The sequence below is a fragment of the Bartonella sp. AA2SXKL genome (genome assembly GCF_042197205.1).
In the GTDB taxonomy this organism is placed as follows: Bacteria; Pseudomonadota; Alphaproteobacteria; order Rhizobiales; family Rhizobiaceae; genus Bartonella.
In genome coordinates this window covers 49,389-66,237 of the sequence record NZ_JBHIRN010000010.1, presented here as the reverse complement: position 1 = coordinate 66,237, position 16,849 = coordinate 49,389, and the positions used below count along the sequence as shown (strand labels likewise).

Below are 16,849 nucleotides of genomic sequence, written 5' to 3'. Positions count from 1 at the left end.
TTGTTACTTTATTTTAAAGTTTCTTAATTTCTAAAAGCAGTATAGAATTTTTCCCAAATATGTGAAACTCAAAAATCATATTCAAGGAAAAGAGTTGATTATCTACAAATCAAATAAGATTGATTTTGAACTTTAGGAAAATTTTTGATTGATATCTTCTATAAAAATTTAAAAGGACTTATGATGAAAGATCAAGAGTCTTTTCTATAATCTAAAAAATAATTGATTCTCTACTATACAATGTTTGTGAATGTATTTTCTTCTAAATTAGAATGCAGAAAAGTAGAGATTAAGGTGCTCACTAAGTTTTATAAAAAATAGACATATTTCTTATAACAATGTGATCTATGCAGACAGAATAATAAAATGTACGAATATTATTCAATTGGAAAATTAACACGTGAGTTTTCAATAATAGCTCGAACTTTGCTATGAAGAAGAGGGACTTCTTATCCCTTTTCGGTGTGGAAGTACACGGCTTTATACATAAACGGATCGTCATAAGTTAAAACAAATCCTGTATGCTAACAGAGTAAAATTTTCGTTGTCTGAAATATCTGATATGTTGACAATGGTTGGAAAACCACCTGATGATGAGAAAAAGCTTAAGAAATTAATTGCAGGAATTCATAAAAAACAAACTGATTTAAAGCAGATGCAGCATGATGTTGATGATCTTCTACAGGATTTAGAACGAATTGAAGAGAGTTTTTTTTGAGAGCTTAGCGGAGTTGGGGGGTAGTCATTGATTATAAATTTATTTTGTCTTCTTTTAGACTAATTTCTTTCTCTTAAAAGAGATAGATTATACCGTCTCTAAGGGGAATATTTACCACTGCGTGAAATGTGTAAGTCATTTAAAGAAATAGAGTGTTTGAAAAAGCTGCAAAGGTATTTTCGCAGTATATTATTCTTGATAAGAAAAAACTATTTTTCATAAAGAAAGTAAAAACAATGACAGTTTCTCCTATGAGTGTTTTTCAATCTATATTGTCACGAAAGTCAATTCGCGCTTTTACTGATCAGCCAGTTAGTTTGGAAACAATCAAAGAAATCTTAAAACTTGCAGCACGTGCACCATCTGGAACAAATATTCAGCCATGGCAAGTAATTGTGCTTACAGGAAGTGTATTACAGAAAGTAGGGCAAGAGCTTTCACAACTTGTGCTTTCAGGTGTAAAAGGAGAGCGTGAATATAGTTATTATCCACGTCAGTGGCGTGAGCCCTATATTTCAAGGCGTCGAAAAGTTGGTTTGGATCTTTATCAGAGTCTTGGAATTCAAAAAGGTGATGAAGAAAAAATACTTCATCAAAAGGCGCGAAATTTTTTATTTTTTGATGCACCTGTAGGACTCTTATTTACAATGGATCACGACATGGAAATGGGGAGTTGGCTTGATTTGGGTATGTTTATGCAGACCATTATGTTAGCTGCACGTGGATTTGGATTAGATACCTGTCCTCAAGCTGCTTTTGCTGATTATCATAAACAGATTCGTACGCTTTTATCTATTCCTTCTGATCGCCATATTATCTGTGGTATGGCACTTGGTTATCGCGATATGAGTGCTCCAGAAAACAATTTTGAGACAGAACGAGAATCGTTAGAAAAATTTGTACGTTTCATTGAAACATACCCATAAAATATTTTATACAATTAAGCATATGTTTTGAAGAACTTAGTGCATTATGAAAAATATTTCCGATAAGATTTCTCATCCTTATTGAATTTTAATATTGCATATTAACACTTATTTTACTACGTTTGGAACATTGGGAGTGGTGACTCTAGGGGCATTGTCCGTTTTAAAGGTTGGCTAATGGAAAACACTATAGAAAGAAAGTGTTGGGTGGTAGCAAGACGAGCGACATTCGTGTTTATTGTTGTCATTTTTTTAGTTTATCTCGCAATTTGATTTTAAACGGAAGAAACGTTATGAAAAAGCATATATGCTCAAGCTGTACTATAGTTTAAGGTGATACGTGTTTCTATCTGTTTTTGAACTTTTTAAAATTGGGATTGGTCCTTCTAGCTCACATACGATGGGACCAATGACTGCTGCTAATATGTTTTTGCAAAAGATAGGAGATTTTTCTCAGTCGTCTGATGTTCAAGTTTCTCGTATACGTGTTTATCTTTATGGTTCTTTAGCTTTCACGGGTATTGGTCATGCAACAGATAGAGCTATCATATTAGGACTTTTAGGAGAAAAAGCTTCTACTGTTGATCCTGATAGCATGGGGTTTTTGTTAGAAAAAGTTATACGTGAAAAAAAAGTGCAACCAGAAGGTCATCCCGCTTATCAGTTTGATGTGCAACGTGATCTTATTTTTGAACGAAAGCAAATCCTCCCTGGACATACAAATGGACTAGCCTTTGAAGGACTTGATACTGATGGGAATGTTCTGTTGCGGCAGATTTATTATTCTATCGGTGGTGGCTTTGTTGTGACTGAGGATGAATTAAGCCATATGAATGATAATATACAACCAGAAGCATTTGAGGTACCATATCCATTCGATTCTGCTTGTACAATGTTATCAATGGCAGAAAAATCAGGACTTTCAATTGCTGAAATGAAGCGCTTAAATGAAGAAACAAAGATAGAGCGTTTTTCTCTTGATGTAGGGCTTGATGAAATTTTTTCAGCGATGACAAATTGCATTGATAGAGGTCTTTCACAAGAAGGTGAGTTGCCTGGTGGATTGCGTGTTCTAAGGCGCGCTAAAAAGCTGCATGAAACGCTTTTGGAAAAACAAAAGAAAAATTACAATTATCCACTTTGGGCAAATGATTGGCTTTCGGTATATGCTATAGCAGTCAATGAGGAAAATGCAGCGGGTGGTCGTGTTGTTACAGCACCAACAAATGGAGCAGCCGGTGTCGTCCCAGCCGTTTTGCGTTATTATCTTCAGTTTAATGATGATTCAGATCGAGAGGGAATACATAATTTTCTATTAACGGCAGCAGCTATAGGCGGTGTTATCAAACATAATGCCTCTATTTCTGGTGCAGAAGTTGGGTGTCAAGGTGAAGTTGGAACGGCATCTTCAATGGCCGCAGCAGGGTTGACCGCAGCGTTAGGTGGAACACCAGCTCAAATTGAAAATGCGGCAGAAATTGCGCTTGAACATCACTTGGGAATGACATGTGATCCTGTTGCAGGTCTTGTACAAGTGCCTTGTATTGAGCGTAATGCAATGGGAGCTGTTAAGGCGGTAACGGCTTCTTCTCTTGCATTATATGGTAATGGAGATCATTTTGTTTCTCTTGATGCTTGTATAGAAACAATGCGCCAGACTGGTCATGATATGAGTGAACGCTATAAAGAGACAAGTAAAGGTGGTCTTGCAGTCAATGCGATATCTTGTTAAGAGCTGGAACATTTTTCAATCCATAACTGGACTTTTTGGAGAGAGATCGTATTTCCTAATAAAGCTTATGTTTTTTGTTCCTTATAAATCAAAATTCCACTTTAATGCAGCAGTAGTTTGAAATAAATCTGAGATGATTCAGTGTTTTCTTAACGAATAATAGGTGTTGCATGCAAGCTTGGAGGGGAGAGTGTTGTACATCTGTTTGATTTGTCTCTAAAGTGGGGAAAAAGTGTAATTTGGAAAAAATAAGAAAGCGTAAAGTAAAATTAGTGATCAATCTGCCATTATTTTTAGCTGGGTTTTATGGCTTTAAAAAGTTTCCATAGCCATATATCTTTTAAGTAATGGAAGATTATGCCTGAGTATCCAAGGAAAATTTGTTTTAAGTCTGAATAATTATGATGAAGAAAGTAGAATTTTAAAGGTTTTAATTTTTTAAAAGTGAAGTTTTTTTCTACCTAGTATGGTAAAAAATGCCTTGAAAAAAAAACACTAATTTACAATAATTAAGAGATATATTGGAAATATCTTTTTTATTTATAAATTTTGTACCGACAAAAAAATTAAAATAAATAATAACGTATACATTAAGAAATATTTATAAAAATTCTCATGAGAATAGAATGCACACGATAGAACATTGTTGTGTTACGCGTTCGTGAGTTCGTTTTAAAAAAATATCTCTCAGGCCTCCCCCCAAGCTCATTTCGCGATGGCACCTGTGAATGATATAACGGTAAATCCATTGAGCTGTCTCTATCTTTATGCTTAATAAAAAGAAGTACGCTGGCATGGTTACACACTTTACCAGAGCCCCCCTCTGTACAGGGGGACTAAAGCACTTGGCATTTGAAACGGTTCATTATAGGCATTTTTAGTCTTTTTGGGACAGTTTCACGCTACACACTAATCTCGCTCATAACATGCAAGAGACGGTTTTGATTGATTCAACATAAACAGATTTTAAATGAGAGAATCTTACGATATTCGAGATTCTCATCTAACAAACAAAATAATTAATTATCTTTATAAATCAGTATCTTGCATATGAATAATATAATGTAAGTTTTCCATGAATGGTATAAAATCTATAGAGTATTAGCATCTTTATTTATAAAGGGAGAAAACCAGCACTATCATCCTTTTTTTCAACTTTCAATATTACAAAAGATCCTAGTACTTGAAATGATTCATAAGGGATACTTTGATTCCTTTTGTAAATGCTTTATATGTCAATTTTGCTCGTGATGAGCAAGCGAGCGATTTTGACTGATTCAATATAAGAAGTAAAATAAGAGTATTTTACGAAAATCTCTTGTTCAATATGCAAAAAATAAATTATAATTATAAATTAAAATCTTATGGAAATCGTTATCATAATATTTAATCTGATAATTTATTTACGTTTTTTCATCGATAGTATTTGTATTTTCCAATTTTCTGTGCCTGTTGACATAAATACAAGTAAGAGAAGTGAGATTGTTTTTTTTTACAGCGTTTATGTTGTATAGGGAGCGTTATTAAGAGGGATTTTCTTTATTGAACTTTTACAATAATCCCACCAAATGATAAGCTTTCATCTAATGAAGCTATTCATTTTTTCCAGAAAGATATCAAGGATAATTTTTTATATTAAATCCAAAAGTGGAAAAATATTGGGTATTTTTATGTCCTTAACAATGTTTTATTGAAAGCTTGAAGATATTGGATAGTTGGAAAAGCTGTCAGAAAATTCAACAATTTAAGAAAAAAGTATGTTTATCAAAAGGTTTTCTGAGGCTGTAGATAATGGTTAATAATAAAATAATTTTTTAGAGAGGGTCTGTAGAATTAAATATTTGTTGCTCCTAAACGGATTTTAATAGGCACATTACCAGTTTGGCTCGCAACGCGTAAATGAATGCGTACAGGAGGCATTATGAGACGACGGTTGCGCATTGTTTGGCAAATGAGAAGGTTAACAAGAGACTGTGTATCTAATGCAGTCGAATTATATTTTAAACCAGTAAGTTTTGCGGCAGCATCGTGAAGAGAACGCAATGAAAGGAGGGATGATTGCTTCAATAAAACTTCTTTTTTATGGAATGAAGCAAAAGCATTATCTGTCATAATACTATCCTTAACGCAGAATTCAAAAATTTTTAGTAGGCTACAGTATAGCAGTTAAAATTTGCTTTCTTTAATGTAGAGCAAGCATCAAATGCAGCTTTTTTTGATTGAAACCCTGTAAAGCGCGCTCGGTAATAACGCTGCCCATTTTTTTCAAACAGTTGCATATGTGAAGATGCGTTCTTTAAAGTGGAAAAAGCTGTATTTTTTGCTTTTAAAAGTAGAGTTTTTGCTTGTTCTTCACTAGGAAGAGAACCAATTTGGATCGCCCATCCGGCATTTTCGGACAAAGAGACTGTTACAATTTTATGAGTCTCAGCCGGTATAGTTTTTTGAGGATTCGGTATTGGTATAATTACCTTATTGACAGCCGTTATTGCGATATTGGAGTTTTTAGGTTGTTCTGCAAATGCTGTCAACATAGTCGAAATTTCATCGTCAAAATTACTTGAATCAGCTTTAATGGTCGGTATAGGAGTATTGGCCCCAGTGGGTAAGTGATAGCGTACAGAAGCTATTAAACGTTCACCACTTTTCATTTGGCTTGCTTTGGGCAAATATTGATTCAATAAGCTAGCCATATGCTCGTCACGTGCAGTAGATGATTTACCTCCCATAACAACAGCGACAATAGAGCGCCCCTCAAGACGCATCGAAGTTGCTAAATTAGAACCTGACATTTGTGTGTAGCCTGTTTTAATTCCATCGACACCTTTCATTATTTTAATAAGTTTATTGTGGCTGTTAATTTTATGTCCACGGAAATTAAAACTTTTTGTTTTGAACAATTTATATTGTTTGGGAAAATGTTTACGTAAAGCTAATGACAAAGTCGCTATATCTCGTGCTGTAGAATAATTGCGCACATCCGGAAGTCCTGAAGCATTTGCGAAATGTGTATGTTTCATGCCAAGTTTACGAGCTTTTACTGTCATCATTTGAGCGAATTTTTTTTCACTACCTCCAAGATATTCTGCAATGGCAGCAGCAACATCATTTGCGGACCTTGTAATGAGTGCTTTAGCTGCTGATTCTGCAGAAATTGTTTGGCCTGCTTTAAATCCAATTTTTGTCGGTGGACGCATTGCTGCATAATGTGAAACAGGAATTGGTGTATTTGGTGTCACACGACGCATCTGCATAGCTTCAAAGAGTAAGTACAATGTCATCATTTTTGTTAAAGAAGCAGGATAACGTTTCAGTGTTGCATTGGCTTGAAATAAAGTTTTTCCCGTAGTAGCATCTATAACAATAGCCGCATACTTATCAGGATAGGCCCCTTGAGGTGTGGCGGATGCCCAACAGTAAGAAAAAGCTAACATAACAAAAGAAATTGCTATTGTTTTACAGTAGCGCATAATTTTTTGATAATTAATATACACTTGCAGTATCCTATTTCTCCATTTATCCTCAAAAACTTCTATAAAGCTTCCTTTTCTGTAATTTATTGATGCAGTTTAGACGAATGGTATTACTAATTTGTTTACAGAAGTTATTTTATGAGTGAGTGATTGAAGTCTAACCATAGAGGGAAATTTTTTTCTAATACAAACAGGTATTGCAATAGTTATGAAAGAATTTAAAATTAATAAAAATGTACTGCATGGAAAACGATAATGGGACAGATGCTCATAATAAACTCTATAGCTCATATTATGCATAATGAAAAGGGCAAGAATTGGGATGAAGGTAGGCATGGTGCAGTTATAATGCCTAAGGCTAGAGAAAAACTCGAAAAACCTAAATTATGTCGCGTTTTTTTGCTTAATGATGATTACACACCTATGGATTTTGTTGTTTTCGTTTTGAAGAACTTTTTTAAAAAAAGTTTCGAAGAGGCAACGCGGATAATGTTAAATGTTCATCACAATGGGATAGGAGAATGTGGGACTTACACTTATGAAGTCGCTGAAATGAAAATATTACAAGTGAGGGAATGTGCGCGTCAAAATGAACATCCGTTACAATGTGTAATGGAATGGAAGTGAGGAGCTATGCCATCTTTTACACCTAGTCTTGAAGAGGTTTTGCATCGTGCATTAACAATTGCTACTCAAGCACGGCATGAATATGCAACACTAGAGCATCTTCTACTTGCGCTGTTAGATGATGCCGATGCAAATTCCGTTATTCAGGCTTGCCAAGTAGATGTGGAGGAATTGCGAGAGCGCTTAACCAATTATCTTCGCTCAGAGTTAGATGAACAGATTAGAGCTGATGAGGATACAAAGCCTACAGCTTTTTTCCAGCGTGTTATCCAACGTGCGGTGATTCATGCACAATCAGCTGGAAAAGATGAAGTATCGGGGGCAAATGTTCTTGTTGCAATTTTTTCTGAACGTGAAAGCCATGCAGCATATTTTCTTCAAGAGATGGGAATGACACGCTACGATGCTGTACGTTTTATTTCACAGGGTGTCACGCGTGATGATGGGTTATCCATGTTACTTGAAGGACTTGAAGAGCAATTAGATCAGCAGATTTCGGATAATGGTGAAAGAGGAACAAGTGCTTTAACGAATTATTGTGTTGATCTCAATTGTAAAGCACGTAATGGAAAAATTGATTTATTAATTGGCCGTGAAATGGAAATTTCACGCATGATACAGATTTTATGTCGAAGGTCGAAAAACAATCCGCTTTTGGTTGGTGATCCTGGAGTGGGGAAAACCGCTATAATTGAGGGATTGGCAAAACGCATTGTTGATGGGCAAGTACCTGAAGTTTTATCAAATGCAACAATATTTTCTCTTGATATGGGGGGACTTGTTGCAGGTACACGTTATCGCGGTGATTTTGAAGAACGCTTAAAGCAAGTTATTAAAGAGTTTGAGCTATATCCAGATGCTATTTTATTTATTGATGAAATTCATACCTTAATTGGAGCAGGAGCGACATTAGGGGGAAATATGGATGCAGCAAATCTTTTGAAACCTGTATTATCTTCTGGAACTATGCGATGTATTGGTTCGACGACTTATAGAGAATATCGCAAATTCTTTGAACAAGATCGTGCTTTAGAGCGTCGTTTTCAGAAGATTGATATTAATGAACCTTCTGTTACAGATGCGATTAAGATTTTGCAAGGGATGAAGCCTTACTTTGAAGATTTTCATCAGATTAAATATACAGATCAGGCGATGAAGGCATCTGTAGAATTATCTTCACGTTATATAATTGATCGTAGGTTACCTGACAAAGCAATTGATATTATTGATGAAAGTGGCGCAGCGCAAAAGCTTTTGCCACAAAAACAACGCAAGAAGAGTATAGGTGTTAAAGAAATTGAAGCGACTGTTGCTACAATTGCAAGAATTCCACCAAAAACAGTTTCCCGGAATGATCAGAAGATACTGAGTAAGCTTGAAAGAGAACTCAAACATGTTGTTTATGGTCAAGATCAGGCAATTTCCATCTTAGTTTCATCCATAAAATTGGCGCGAGCAGGTTTACGCGAATCGGATAAACCAATAGGAAGTTATTTATTTTCAGGACCAACAGGTGTAGGAAAAACTGAAGTTGCAAAACAGCTTGCATCATCTTTAGGCATTGAATTATTGCGTTTTGATATGTCAGAATATATGGAACGGCATACGATAGCACGTTTAATCGGAGCACCTCCAGGTTATATAGGGTTTGATCAAGGAGGTCTCCTTACAGATGCCGTTGATCAGAAACCTCACGCAGTTCTATTGCTAGATGAGATTGAGAAAGCGCATCCAGAGTTATTTAATATTTTATTGCAGGTAATGGATTATGGTAGATTAACAGACCATAATGGTAAGAAAATTGATTTCCGCAATGTTATTTTGATTATGACGACTAATGCGGGTGCTTCAGATATGGCAAAATCAGCTATTGGATTTGGGAAAGTACATCGTGATGGTGAGGATATAGAAGCAATCAATCGGTTATTTACACCAGAATTTCGTAATCGGTTAGATGCAATTATTCCGTTTGCACCTTTATCTCATTTAATCATCAATCAGATAGTGCAAAAATTTATTTTTCAGCTTGAAGCACAATTAGCTGATCGGGGAATTTGTTTTGAATTAAGCCCTTCTGCAACTTTATGGCTTTCCAATAAAGGATATGATTCTCAGATGGGAGCACGCCCATTAGGGCGTGTTATACAAGAATATATTAAAAAGCCATTAGCTGATGAAATTTTATTTGGAAAGTTACGCAATGGTGGTACCGTTCGCGTATTGACACAAAAATCAAATGGTAAAAAAGAAAGCTTACAGTTAGAAATTTCATCTTCCGATATATCTGTAAGTTCAAAGAAAAGTAAAATGGAAAATTTTACAAAAAAACGTGTAGGAAAAAAAAGCTCAACAACTTAAGAGTGTGTTATAAGGCAGCACGGATTTTTTTTGCATTCTCTTCAAGTATTTCTGTAGGTGTTATCATATCATTATGAGGGGTAAGTTCTATTCCCTTCATACGTGGTATAATATGAAAATGGAGGTGATAAACGGTTTGTTGACTAGCTGCTTCATTAAATTGCATGACAGTTATGCCATCTGCCTGAAAGGCTTTTTTGACGGCATTTGCAATTTTTTGAACAGCTTTAATAACAGGAAATAATGTTTCAGTATCTGCATCAAGTAAGTTTCTCGAGCCTTTTTTAGGAATGACCAGCGTATGACCTGGTGCCTGTGGCATGATATCCATAAATCCAATAACATCATCATCTTCGTAGACACGAACAGAAGGGATTTCATTGCGAATCAATTTAGCAAAAATATTGTTATTGTCGTAAGCTTGTTTCATACAAATATTTCCTTTTATTGTAAGTTTAAGATTCTAATTTAAAAACGAAAAAATGCAAGGTTTATCAGAGTGTAAGACAAAGAAGTATTTTGACTTCAGTTATATTTAGGATGGTGCACTGTCTTAATGAAGGTTTAGATTTCTATGATGGCTTCAACTTCTACAGGAACATCCATAGGAAGAGAGGCAACACCAATAGCAGAACGGGCGTGTTTTCCAATTTCACCAAGGATATTGACGAATAAATTAGAAGCTCCATTGGCAACAAAAGGAATATCGGTAAAATGAGAATCTACAGCCACAAAAACAGTAATTTTGACTACACGTTTTATTTTATTTAAGTCACCCAGAGTTGCCTTGAGTTGCGCGAGAATATTGAGAGCGCAAGCTTCAGATGCTTTTTGGGCTTGTTCGGTATTCACAGTTGCACCAACTTTACCGATGGCTATTGGTTTTCCATTAATAAGAGGGAGTTGTCCAGAAATAAAGATTTGATTGCCACTTTGTGAAGTGGTGATGTAATTGGCAAGGGGGGAGATTACTTCAGGAAGAGTGATTCCGAATTTTTCTAAGTTTTTTTCAATCATATTGGTCATAATTTTAACTCCATAGCTGCTCTATAATATATTCATTGCATAATCTATTTTTTGATTTAAGAAAATGTGTGGTTAATTGAGAAATTAACCTTTTTTGCCTTATTGTATGATGTTATGCAACGGGGATAAAGTTCGGAAGTTGGGAATGATTAGATCATTATTTATAATAATTTTATATATTGTTTTTTTATGTACTGCGAGAGCTGAAGAGCCCATTTTTATTGTGCCTCATCGAGCAATTTATGATTTTCATCTCGATAGTGTTTCTCATGAAATGACAATTTCTGCGATGTCAGGACGAATGGTTTACGAGCTTACTGGTTCGGCATGCCAAGGCTATAGCACACGTTTTCGTTTCATTAGCCGTGTTCACATTGAAGATATGCCAGTACGTTTGACTGATCAACAGACGACGAGTTATGAGACAGGAGACAGCCGTACATTTCGTTTTAATATCACAGATCAAGAGGGAGAAGAGGTTGTGCATCGTGCCGAGGGGGTTGCGGAGCGTACTCAAGATGGTATTACAGTTACCTTAAAAAAGCCAAAGGAAAAAGAGTATAAGCTTGCAATGGCTGAATTTCCAATAATGCAACTAAAAAATATTATCCGCCATGCAAAAGCAGGAGATCATTTTTACAATGTTACTGTATTTGATGGGACAAATAAAGCAGATAAAGTTATAAAAGAAAGTATCGTCATAGGGGAAAAGAAGACACTTTTATCTGATAGCGAAACGGAAAAAGTAAGAAAATTGGATGAAGAAGAATATTGGCCTGTTACAATTTCTTATTTTGATGATGGAGAAAATAAAGATGGTTTGCCGGTTTATCGTAGCAGTTTTCTCTTACATGAGAATGGTGTCATGCGTGATCTTCATATAGATTATGGAACTTTTTCAGTGCGTGCAAAATTGAACAGTCTCGAATTCTTGGAACTTGGAAAAGATCTTAATCAATGTGAAAATGCAAATATTAAATGATTAAAGAAAATAACTTGAAAAAGAATCAAATATTAGTATGTTTGCGCTATTCCACACGCGGAGTCTGGGTGTTTGCAAATGATCTGTGAGAAAATTCTAGCAAGCATCCGCCGGTAGCAGGTCTTTCTGCTTTTTCCGCGGAGGTTGAACCGGAAAGGATAAGATTTATGGCACTACCCGATTTTACTATGCACCAGCTTTTAGAAGCCGGTGTGCATTTTGGTCACCAGACTCATCGCTGGAATCCCAAAATGACTCCCTATATTTATGGTCAGCGTAATAATATCCATATTATTGACCTTGCTCAGACTGTTCCACTTTTACACCAAGCACTTAAACTTGTTTCAGATACTGTAGCGCGTGGTGGTCGTATTCTCTTTGTTGGTACGAAACGGCAAGCATCTGACATTATCGCAGATGCGGCGAATCGTTCCGCTCAGTATTACGTTAATGCACGTTGGCTTGGCGGCATGCTCACAAACTGGAAAACGATTTCCAATTCGATCCATCGTTTGCGGAAGCTTGATAAAATTCTTGCTGCTGAAGCGCAAGGCTTTACTAAAAAGGAACGTTTAAATCTTGAACGTGATCGTGAAAAGCTTAATCGTGCGCTTGGTGGTATTAAAGATATGGGTTCTGTTCCAGATCTTATCTTTGTTATCGATACGAATAAAGAAAATATTGCACTCCAAGAAGCAAAGCGTTTAGGTATTCCAGTGATTGCTATTATTGATACCAATTGTGATCCCGATGACGTAACACATCCAATACCAGGTAATGACGATGCTTCACGTGCAATTTCTCTTTATTGCGATCTTTTTGCCCGTGCTGCTCTTGATGGTATTGCACGCCAGCAAGGAGCAATGGGTATCGATTTAGGAGCTCAAGTTGATGCACCTGTGGAGCCTATTTTGGAAGAAAATGCAGTTTCAGAAGTTTCTGAATAATATAAAATGCCTAATTAAGGTACTTTTATTGTCTAAAGAAGAAGTTATAGGCGTGCAGAGGGATTTTGCACGCTTTCACTGTTATAAAATAAAGAGGCAAATATGAGCATTACTGCTGCACAAGTAAAAGAACTTCGAGAACTATCTGGCGCTGGTATGATGGACTGTAAAGCCGCCCTAGCAGAGACCAATGGTGATATGGAAGCTGCTGTTGATTGGCTTCGTAAAAAAGGAATAGCTAAAGCAGATAAAAAGGCTGGTCGTACAGCAGCTGAGGGATTAATCGGAGTCGTATCAAAAGATTCACATGCAGTTTTGGTTGAGATTAATTCTGAAACAGATTTTGTTGCGCGCAATGATGGATTCCAAGACATCGTGCGTAAAGTAGCAACTGCTGCCTTAGATACGCCAGGGGATGTTGAATCTGTTTCTGTTTCTCTTTATCCAGGTTCTGAGAAGACTGTAGAGCTTACGATTAAAGATGCAATTGGTACAATTGGCGAAAATATGACATTTCGTCGTTCCGCTAAATTGTCTGTTGAGAATGGTGTTGTTGCGACTTATATACACAATAGTGTGGCTGATGGGCTTGGGAAACTTGGTGTTTTGGTTGCGATTGAAACAACAGGAAATAAAGAGGCTGCTCTTGCTTTTGGTCGGCAGGTCGCGATGCATATTGCGGCAACCAATCCATTAGCACTTACAGCACAAGATGTTGATGCTGCTGCTGTTGAGCGAGAAAAAGCAATTTTTTCAGATCAAGCGCGTCAGTCTGGAAAACCTGAAAATATCATTGAAAAAATGGTAGAAGGACGTATGCGTAAGTTTTTTGAAGAGGTTGTTTTGCTTTCTCAAGCTTTTGTTATGAATCCTGATATAACTATTGAGGCCGCTTTAAAGGATGCTGAGAAATCAATTGGTGCTCCAGCAAAAATTACAGGCTTTATTCGTTTTGCATTAGGTGAAGGTGTGGAAAAAGAGGAGTCTGATTTTGCTGCAGAGGTTGCTGCTGCTGTAAAAGGCTAGTTATTGCAAACTCTTGATCAGAGATTTAAAGTCATATCATTGGTTGTAGAATCTCTGAGGGGAATAATGTAATTGTTGAGAGGGCGTCACGTGAAAAAAGTGGTGCCCTTCGTGATGTCAAAAGCAAAAAGTAAATGGGCTTTTGGGGAGATTATTAATGGCATTAGCACTTCCGTATAAACGTATTCTTTTAAAGGCTTCTGGTGAAGCTCTTATGGGAGGGCAGAATTTTGGCATTGATGTTTCTGTTGTAGACCGTATTGCCGCTGATATTGCAGAAGTGCGCACAATGGGGATAGAAGTTGCGGTTGTTATCGGTGGGGGAAATATTTTTCGTGGCGTTGCTGTTGCTTCGCATGGTGGGGACCGAGTGACAGGTGATCATATGGGAATGCTTGCAACTGCTATTAACTCTTTAGCATTGCGAACATCTTTGACAAAATTAGGGGTTGAAACTGTTGTACTCTCTGCGATTGCTATGCCACAAATTTGTGAAAGTTTCTCGCAACGTAAAGCAATAGCTTATATGAATCAGGGAAAAGTTGTTATTTTTGCAGGTGGTACAGGAAATCCATTTTTTACCACTGATTCTGCTGCTACTTTACGTGCAGCAGAAATTGGTGCAGATGTCCTTCTTAAAGGAACACAAGTTGATGGTATTTATTCAGCAGATCCAAAAATAGACCCTACGGCTAAGCGTTTTGACCAATTAACACATGTTGAAGTTTTGCAATGGGGATTATCTGTTATGGATTCAACGGCGGTCACTTTAGCACGTGAGAACAATGTACCGATTATTGTGTACTCCATTCATGAAAAAGGCGGTTTGGCTAAGGTCTTGAATGGAACAGGACGCTTTACAATAGTATCGGAATAAGGGTAAGCTTCAAAGGACAATTGAAGGAGACAGAAATATGAATGTTACATCGATTATGGATGATCTAAAACGTCGCATGGATGGTGCCATTACGGCTTTTAAACATGAATTAGGTGGTTTACGGACTGGACGTGCATCGGCCAGTTTATTAGAGCCGTTGACCGTTGAATCTTATGGTTCTGTTGTGCATATAAATCAGGTTGCTAATATTTCTGTTCCTGAACCTCGGATGCTTTCTGTTTCTGTATGGGATAAAACGATGGTCGGAGCTGTAGAGCGCGCTATTCGCGATTCTGGTCTTGGTTTAAATCCCATAACTGATGGTACGAATCTACGTATTCCTTTGCCTGAATTGAATGAAGAGCGCCGTAAAGAACTTGTAAAAATTGCGCATCACTATGCAGAGCAAGCGCGTGTTGCTACACGTCATGTTCGTCGGGATGGTCTGGACAATTTGAAAAAGTTAGAAAAAGATGGTGAAATTGGACAAGATGAAGCCCATAGTTTGTCTGAAAAAGTTCAAAAACTCACAGATGAAACTATTGCTGATATTGATAAAATTTTAGCCGTAAAAGAATCTGAAATTATGCACGTTTAAGACGATTTTGTCACTAGAAAAAGGATGTTTACTCCCAGCCTGTAAATTGTTTCTAGGGAAATTGTAGGGAGTGGTGTGCTCTGTGGTAGCAAGGTGTGATGCAGGAAGGTATTCTATCATTTTGATATGGGAGAGACTGATTTGAAAGGGCAGATGTTTTTATTTTTTAGTCTGCGTGGTAAATCATGCCCTTTGCTGGGAGATACTATTTAACAGCATGGTGTGGTTTTTTAGTTGAGCACGTCTTTGTTAAAATGCATAATGAAAGCATTGTTAGAAATTACTCAAATATTCTAAGATGAAGGTTGGGGAAAGAATATAATGTAAAAAAACAAGCCTAACCGTTCTCTTATTTCTCATTATAAAACATGGTAAGTATAATCGATCAAGCAGATGTTATGTGGCGTAATTCGTTTTTTAATGACGAATAGTTGATAGAAAAGTGTTTTTATACGAAACCTATATTAGTTAATTTGTGTGGGGCAGAGGTAACTGCTTTTTCATTTTATATTTGAGAAAATATTAAAAAATATTTTATAATTTTGACGAAGATTTTTGAAGCTGTTTTCATTGATTATTAGTCTCATAAGCGCTATCTTAGTAGACTGAATTATTTATGATAAATTATAAGAGAAATTATACAGGTATGAGATAAAAATACTGCGTAGGGGAGTTTTTCTTGCGTTAATTTTAGAGCTTGTATTTTCTATTTTTATTGTTTGGATGTTGTTTTGTCTAATTTGGTTTATCGTATTCTGACAGCTTTTGTTTTTGGCATTATTGCGTTGTATCTAACATGGTTGGGAGGAAACCTCTTTTTTTTATTTGTATGGTGTATTGGCGGTTTTGTTCTTTATGAGTGGGTGAGTATTACTAAAGAGAAATGGTGTATTTTACAAAAAATATTAGCAAGTATCTTTTATTTAATTTTTGGCTTTTTTTTAGTATTGAGTGTATCTGCTTCATTGATTTTTTGTGTTTTAATCATTTTAGCTACAGTGTTAGCTATTATATCTATAAAAAAGAGTGGTTGGGTTTTTTCTGGTTTTTTATATGCATCTTTTCCTGTTGTTGCTTTATGCTTTCTACGGGATCATGAAATGTTGGGGTTCCAAGTTGTTATTTTCTTATTTACGATAGTGTGGGGAACAGATATTGGTGGCTATTTTATCGGACGTGCATTAGGGGGGCCTAAATTAGCACCACAATTTTCTCCTAATAAAACATGGTCAGGAGCACTTGGTGGTACATTTGTCGGAGTTTTCGGTGGTATATGGGTCGCTTTTGGATTTTTTGATATAAATTTAGCCAGTTTTTTTGTGCCACTCCTTACACTTGTTTTGTCAATTGTTTCACAATTGAGTGATTTAGGGCAATCATGGCTCAAAAGACGGTTTTCTGTTAAAGATTCTAGTTCTTTATTGCCTGGACATGGTGGTTTTATGGATCGTATAGATGGATTGGTAGGGGCAGCTTTTCTTCTTTATTTAATTGGTTCATTTATGTCTGATATGGATGCGCCTTTTAATCTTTTTAGTATGATCTAATTGGGAGAAGAT

Annotated in this window: 15 protein-coding genes; 11 read left to right on the top strand and 4 right to left on the bottom strand. The window is 36.3% G+C overall.

Features of this window, described 5'->3' with window-relative positions; all coding sequences use genetic code 11:
• Positions 1–544: 544 nt before the first annotated feature.
• From ACFINS_RS07215 to ACFINS_RS07205, 3 genes are all read left to right on the top strand, one after another.
• Positions 545–718 carry a hypothetical protein gene (locus ACFINS_RS07215; RefSeq protein WP_375612115.1) on the top strand — a complete coding sequence of 58 codons (174 nt, stop codon included), beginning with the start codon at positions 545–547 and terminating at the stop codon, positions 716–718.
• A 236-nt stretch (positions 719–954) separates the two neighbouring features.
• Positions 955–1,644: a nitroreductase gene (locus ACFINS_RS07210; protein ID WP_375612167.1), complete on the top strand. Its 690-nt coding sequence runs from the start codon at positions 955–957 to the stop codon at positions 1,642–1,644.
• Between the two features lie 340 nt (positions 1,645–1,984).
• Positions 1,985–3,376 (top strand): L-serine ammonia-lyase, encoded by a 1,392-nt coding sequence (locus ACFINS_RS07205; RefSeq protein ID WP_375612116.1) that lies wholly within the window; start codon positions 1,985–1,987, stop codon positions 3,374–3,376.
• A 1,833-nt stretch (positions 3,377–5,209) separates the two neighbouring features.
• On the opposite strand, the gene ACFINS_RS07200 is transcribed toward ACFINS_RS07205, so the two are convergent.
• Together ACFINS_RS07200 and ACFINS_RS07195 are read right to left on the bottom strand one after the other, a co-directional pair.
• Positions 5,210–5,488: a hypothetical protein gene (locus ACFINS_RS07200; protein ID WP_375612117.1), complete on the bottom strand. Its 279-nt coding sequence runs from the start codon at positions 5,486–5,488 to the stop codon at positions 5,210–5,212.
• Positions 5,489–5,520: 32 nt separating this feature from the next.
• Positions 5,521–6,870 carry a D-alanyl-D-alanine carboxypeptidase gene (locus ACFINS_RS07195; protein ID WP_375612118.1) on the bottom strand — a complete coding sequence of 450 codons (1,350 nt, stop codon included), beginning with the start codon at positions 6,868–6,870 and terminating at the stop codon, positions 5,521–5,523.
• 234 nt (positions 6,871–7,104) lie between these two features.
• Here ACFINS_RS07195 and clpS point away from each other — a divergent pair, with 234 nt between their 5' ends.
• Positions 7,105–7,476 (top strand): ATP-dependent Clp protease adapter ClpS, encoded by a 372-nt coding sequence (gene clpS / locus ACFINS_RS07190; RefSeq protein WP_375612119.1) that lies wholly within the window; start codon positions 7,105–7,107, stop codon positions 7,474–7,476.
• 6 nt (positions 7,477–7,482) lie between these two features.
• Positions 7,483–9,834, top strand: coding sequence for an ATP-dependent Clp protease ATP-binding subunit ClpA (gene clpA / locus ACFINS_RS07185; RefSeq protein ID WP_375706038.1), 2,352 nt, complete (start codon positions 7,483–7,485; stop codon positions 9,832–9,834).
• A gap of 7 nt (positions 9,835–9,841) precedes the next feature.
• On the opposite strand, the gene ACFINS_RS07180 is transcribed toward clpA, so the two are convergent.
• Positions 9,842–10,264 carry an HIT family protein gene (locus ACFINS_RS07180; RefSeq protein WP_273790662.1) on the bottom strand — a complete coding sequence of 141 codons (423 nt, stop codon included), beginning with the start codon at positions 10,262–10,264 and terminating at the stop codon, positions 9,842–9,844.
• Positions 10,265–10,398: 134 nt separating this feature from the next.
• A complete protein-coding gene (locus ACFINS_RS07175) occupies positions 10,399–10,860 on the bottom strand; it encodes a RidA family protein (RefSeq protein ID WP_375620782.1) in 462 nt (153 codons plus the stop codon).
• Positions 10,861–11,005: 145 nt separating this feature from the next.
• Between ACFINS_RS07175 and ACFINS_RS07170 the strand changes: the two genes are divergently transcribed.
• The 6 genes from ACFINS_RS07170 (at position 11,006) to ACFINS_RS07145 (ending at position 16,837) form a co-directional block, all read left to right on the top strand.
• The gene (locus ACFINS_RS07170; protein WP_273790664.1) at positions 11,006–11,842 is read left to right on the top strand and encodes a cell envelope integrity EipB family protein; all 837 of its coding nucleotides are present in this window, start codon (positions 11,006–11,008) and stop codon (positions 11,840–11,842) included.
• 167 nt (positions 11,843–12,009) lie between these two features.
• Positions 12,010–12,789: a 30S ribosomal protein S2 gene (gene rpsB / locus ACFINS_RS07165; RefSeq protein ID WP_273788135.1), complete on the top strand. Its 780-nt coding sequence runs from the start codon at positions 12,010–12,012 to the stop codon at positions 12,787–12,789.
• 102 nt (positions 12,790–12,891) lie between these two features.
• Positions 12,892–13,815: a translation elongation factor Ts gene (gene tsf / locus ACFINS_RS07160; protein WP_375646790.1), complete on the top strand. Its 924-nt coding sequence runs from the start codon at positions 12,892–12,894 to the stop codon at positions 13,813–13,815.
• 157 nt (positions 13,816–13,972) lie between these two features.
• Positions 13,973–14,692 (top strand): UMP kinase, encoded by a 720-nt coding sequence (pyrH, locus tag ACFINS_RS07155; protein ID WP_273790666.1) that lies wholly within the window; start codon positions 13,973–13,975, stop codon positions 14,690–14,692.
• A gap of 37 nt (positions 14,693–14,729) precedes the next feature.
• Entirely contained in the window at positions 14,730–15,290 is a 561-nt protein-coding gene (frr, locus tag ACFINS_RS07150) for a ribosome recycling factor (RefSeq protein ID WP_273790667.1), read from the top strand.
• Between the two features lie 731 nt (positions 15,291–16,021).
• Complete coding sequence (locus ACFINS_RS07145) at positions 16,022–16,837, top strand: phosphatidate cytidylyltransferase (protein ID WP_375651203.1); 816 nt, start codon at positions 16,022–16,024, stop codon at positions 16,835–16,837.
• Positions 16,838–16,849 lie beyond the last annotated feature (12 nt).

What these genes read in the sequence shown, in the direction of transcription:
- clpS (WP_375612119.1), top strand. Translation starts at nt 7,105, where the DNA reads ATGGGACAGATGCTCATAATAAACTCTATAGCTCATATTATGCATAAT.
- ACFINS_RS07210 (WP_375612167.1), top strand. Translation starts at nt 955, where the DNA reads ATGACAGTTTCTCCTATGAGTGTTTTTCAATCTATATTGTCACGAAAG.
- ACFINS_RS07170 (WP_273790664.1), top strand. Translation starts at nt 11,006, where the DNA reads ATGATTAGATCATTATTTATAATAATTTTATATATTGTTTTTTTATGT.
- rpsB (WP_273788135.1), top strand. Translation starts at nt 12,010, where the DNA reads ATGGCACTACCCGATTTTACTATGCACCAGCTTTTAGAAGCCGGTGTG.
- clpA (WP_375706038.1), top strand. Translation starts at nt 7,483, where the DNA reads ATGCCATCTTTTACACCTAGTCTTGAAGAGGTTTTGCATCGTGCATTA.
- frr (WP_273790667.1), top strand. Translation starts at nt 14,730, where the DNA reads ATGAATGTTACATCGATTATGGATGATCTAAAACGTCGCATGGATGGT.
- ACFINS_RS07175 (WP_375620782.1), bottom strand. Translation starts at nt 10,860, where the DNA reads ATGACCAATATGATTGAAAAAAACTTAGAAAAATTCGGAATCACTCTT.
- pyrH (WP_273790666.1), top strand. Translation starts at nt 13,973, where the DNA reads ATGGCATTAGCACTTCCGTATAAACGTATTCTTTTAAAGGCTTCTGGT.
- ACFINS_RS07200 (WP_375612117.1), bottom strand. Translation starts at nt 5,488, where the DNA reads ATGACAGATAATGCTTTTGCTTCATTCCATAAAAAAGAAGTTTTATTG.
- tsf (WP_375646790.1), top strand. Translation starts at nt 12,892, where the DNA reads ATGAGCATTACTGCTGCACAAGTAAAAGAACTTCGAGAACTATCTGGC.
- ACFINS_RS07180 (WP_273790662.1), bottom strand. Translation starts at nt 10,264, where the DNA reads ATGAAACAAGCTTACGACAATAACAATATTTTTGCTAAATTGATTCGC.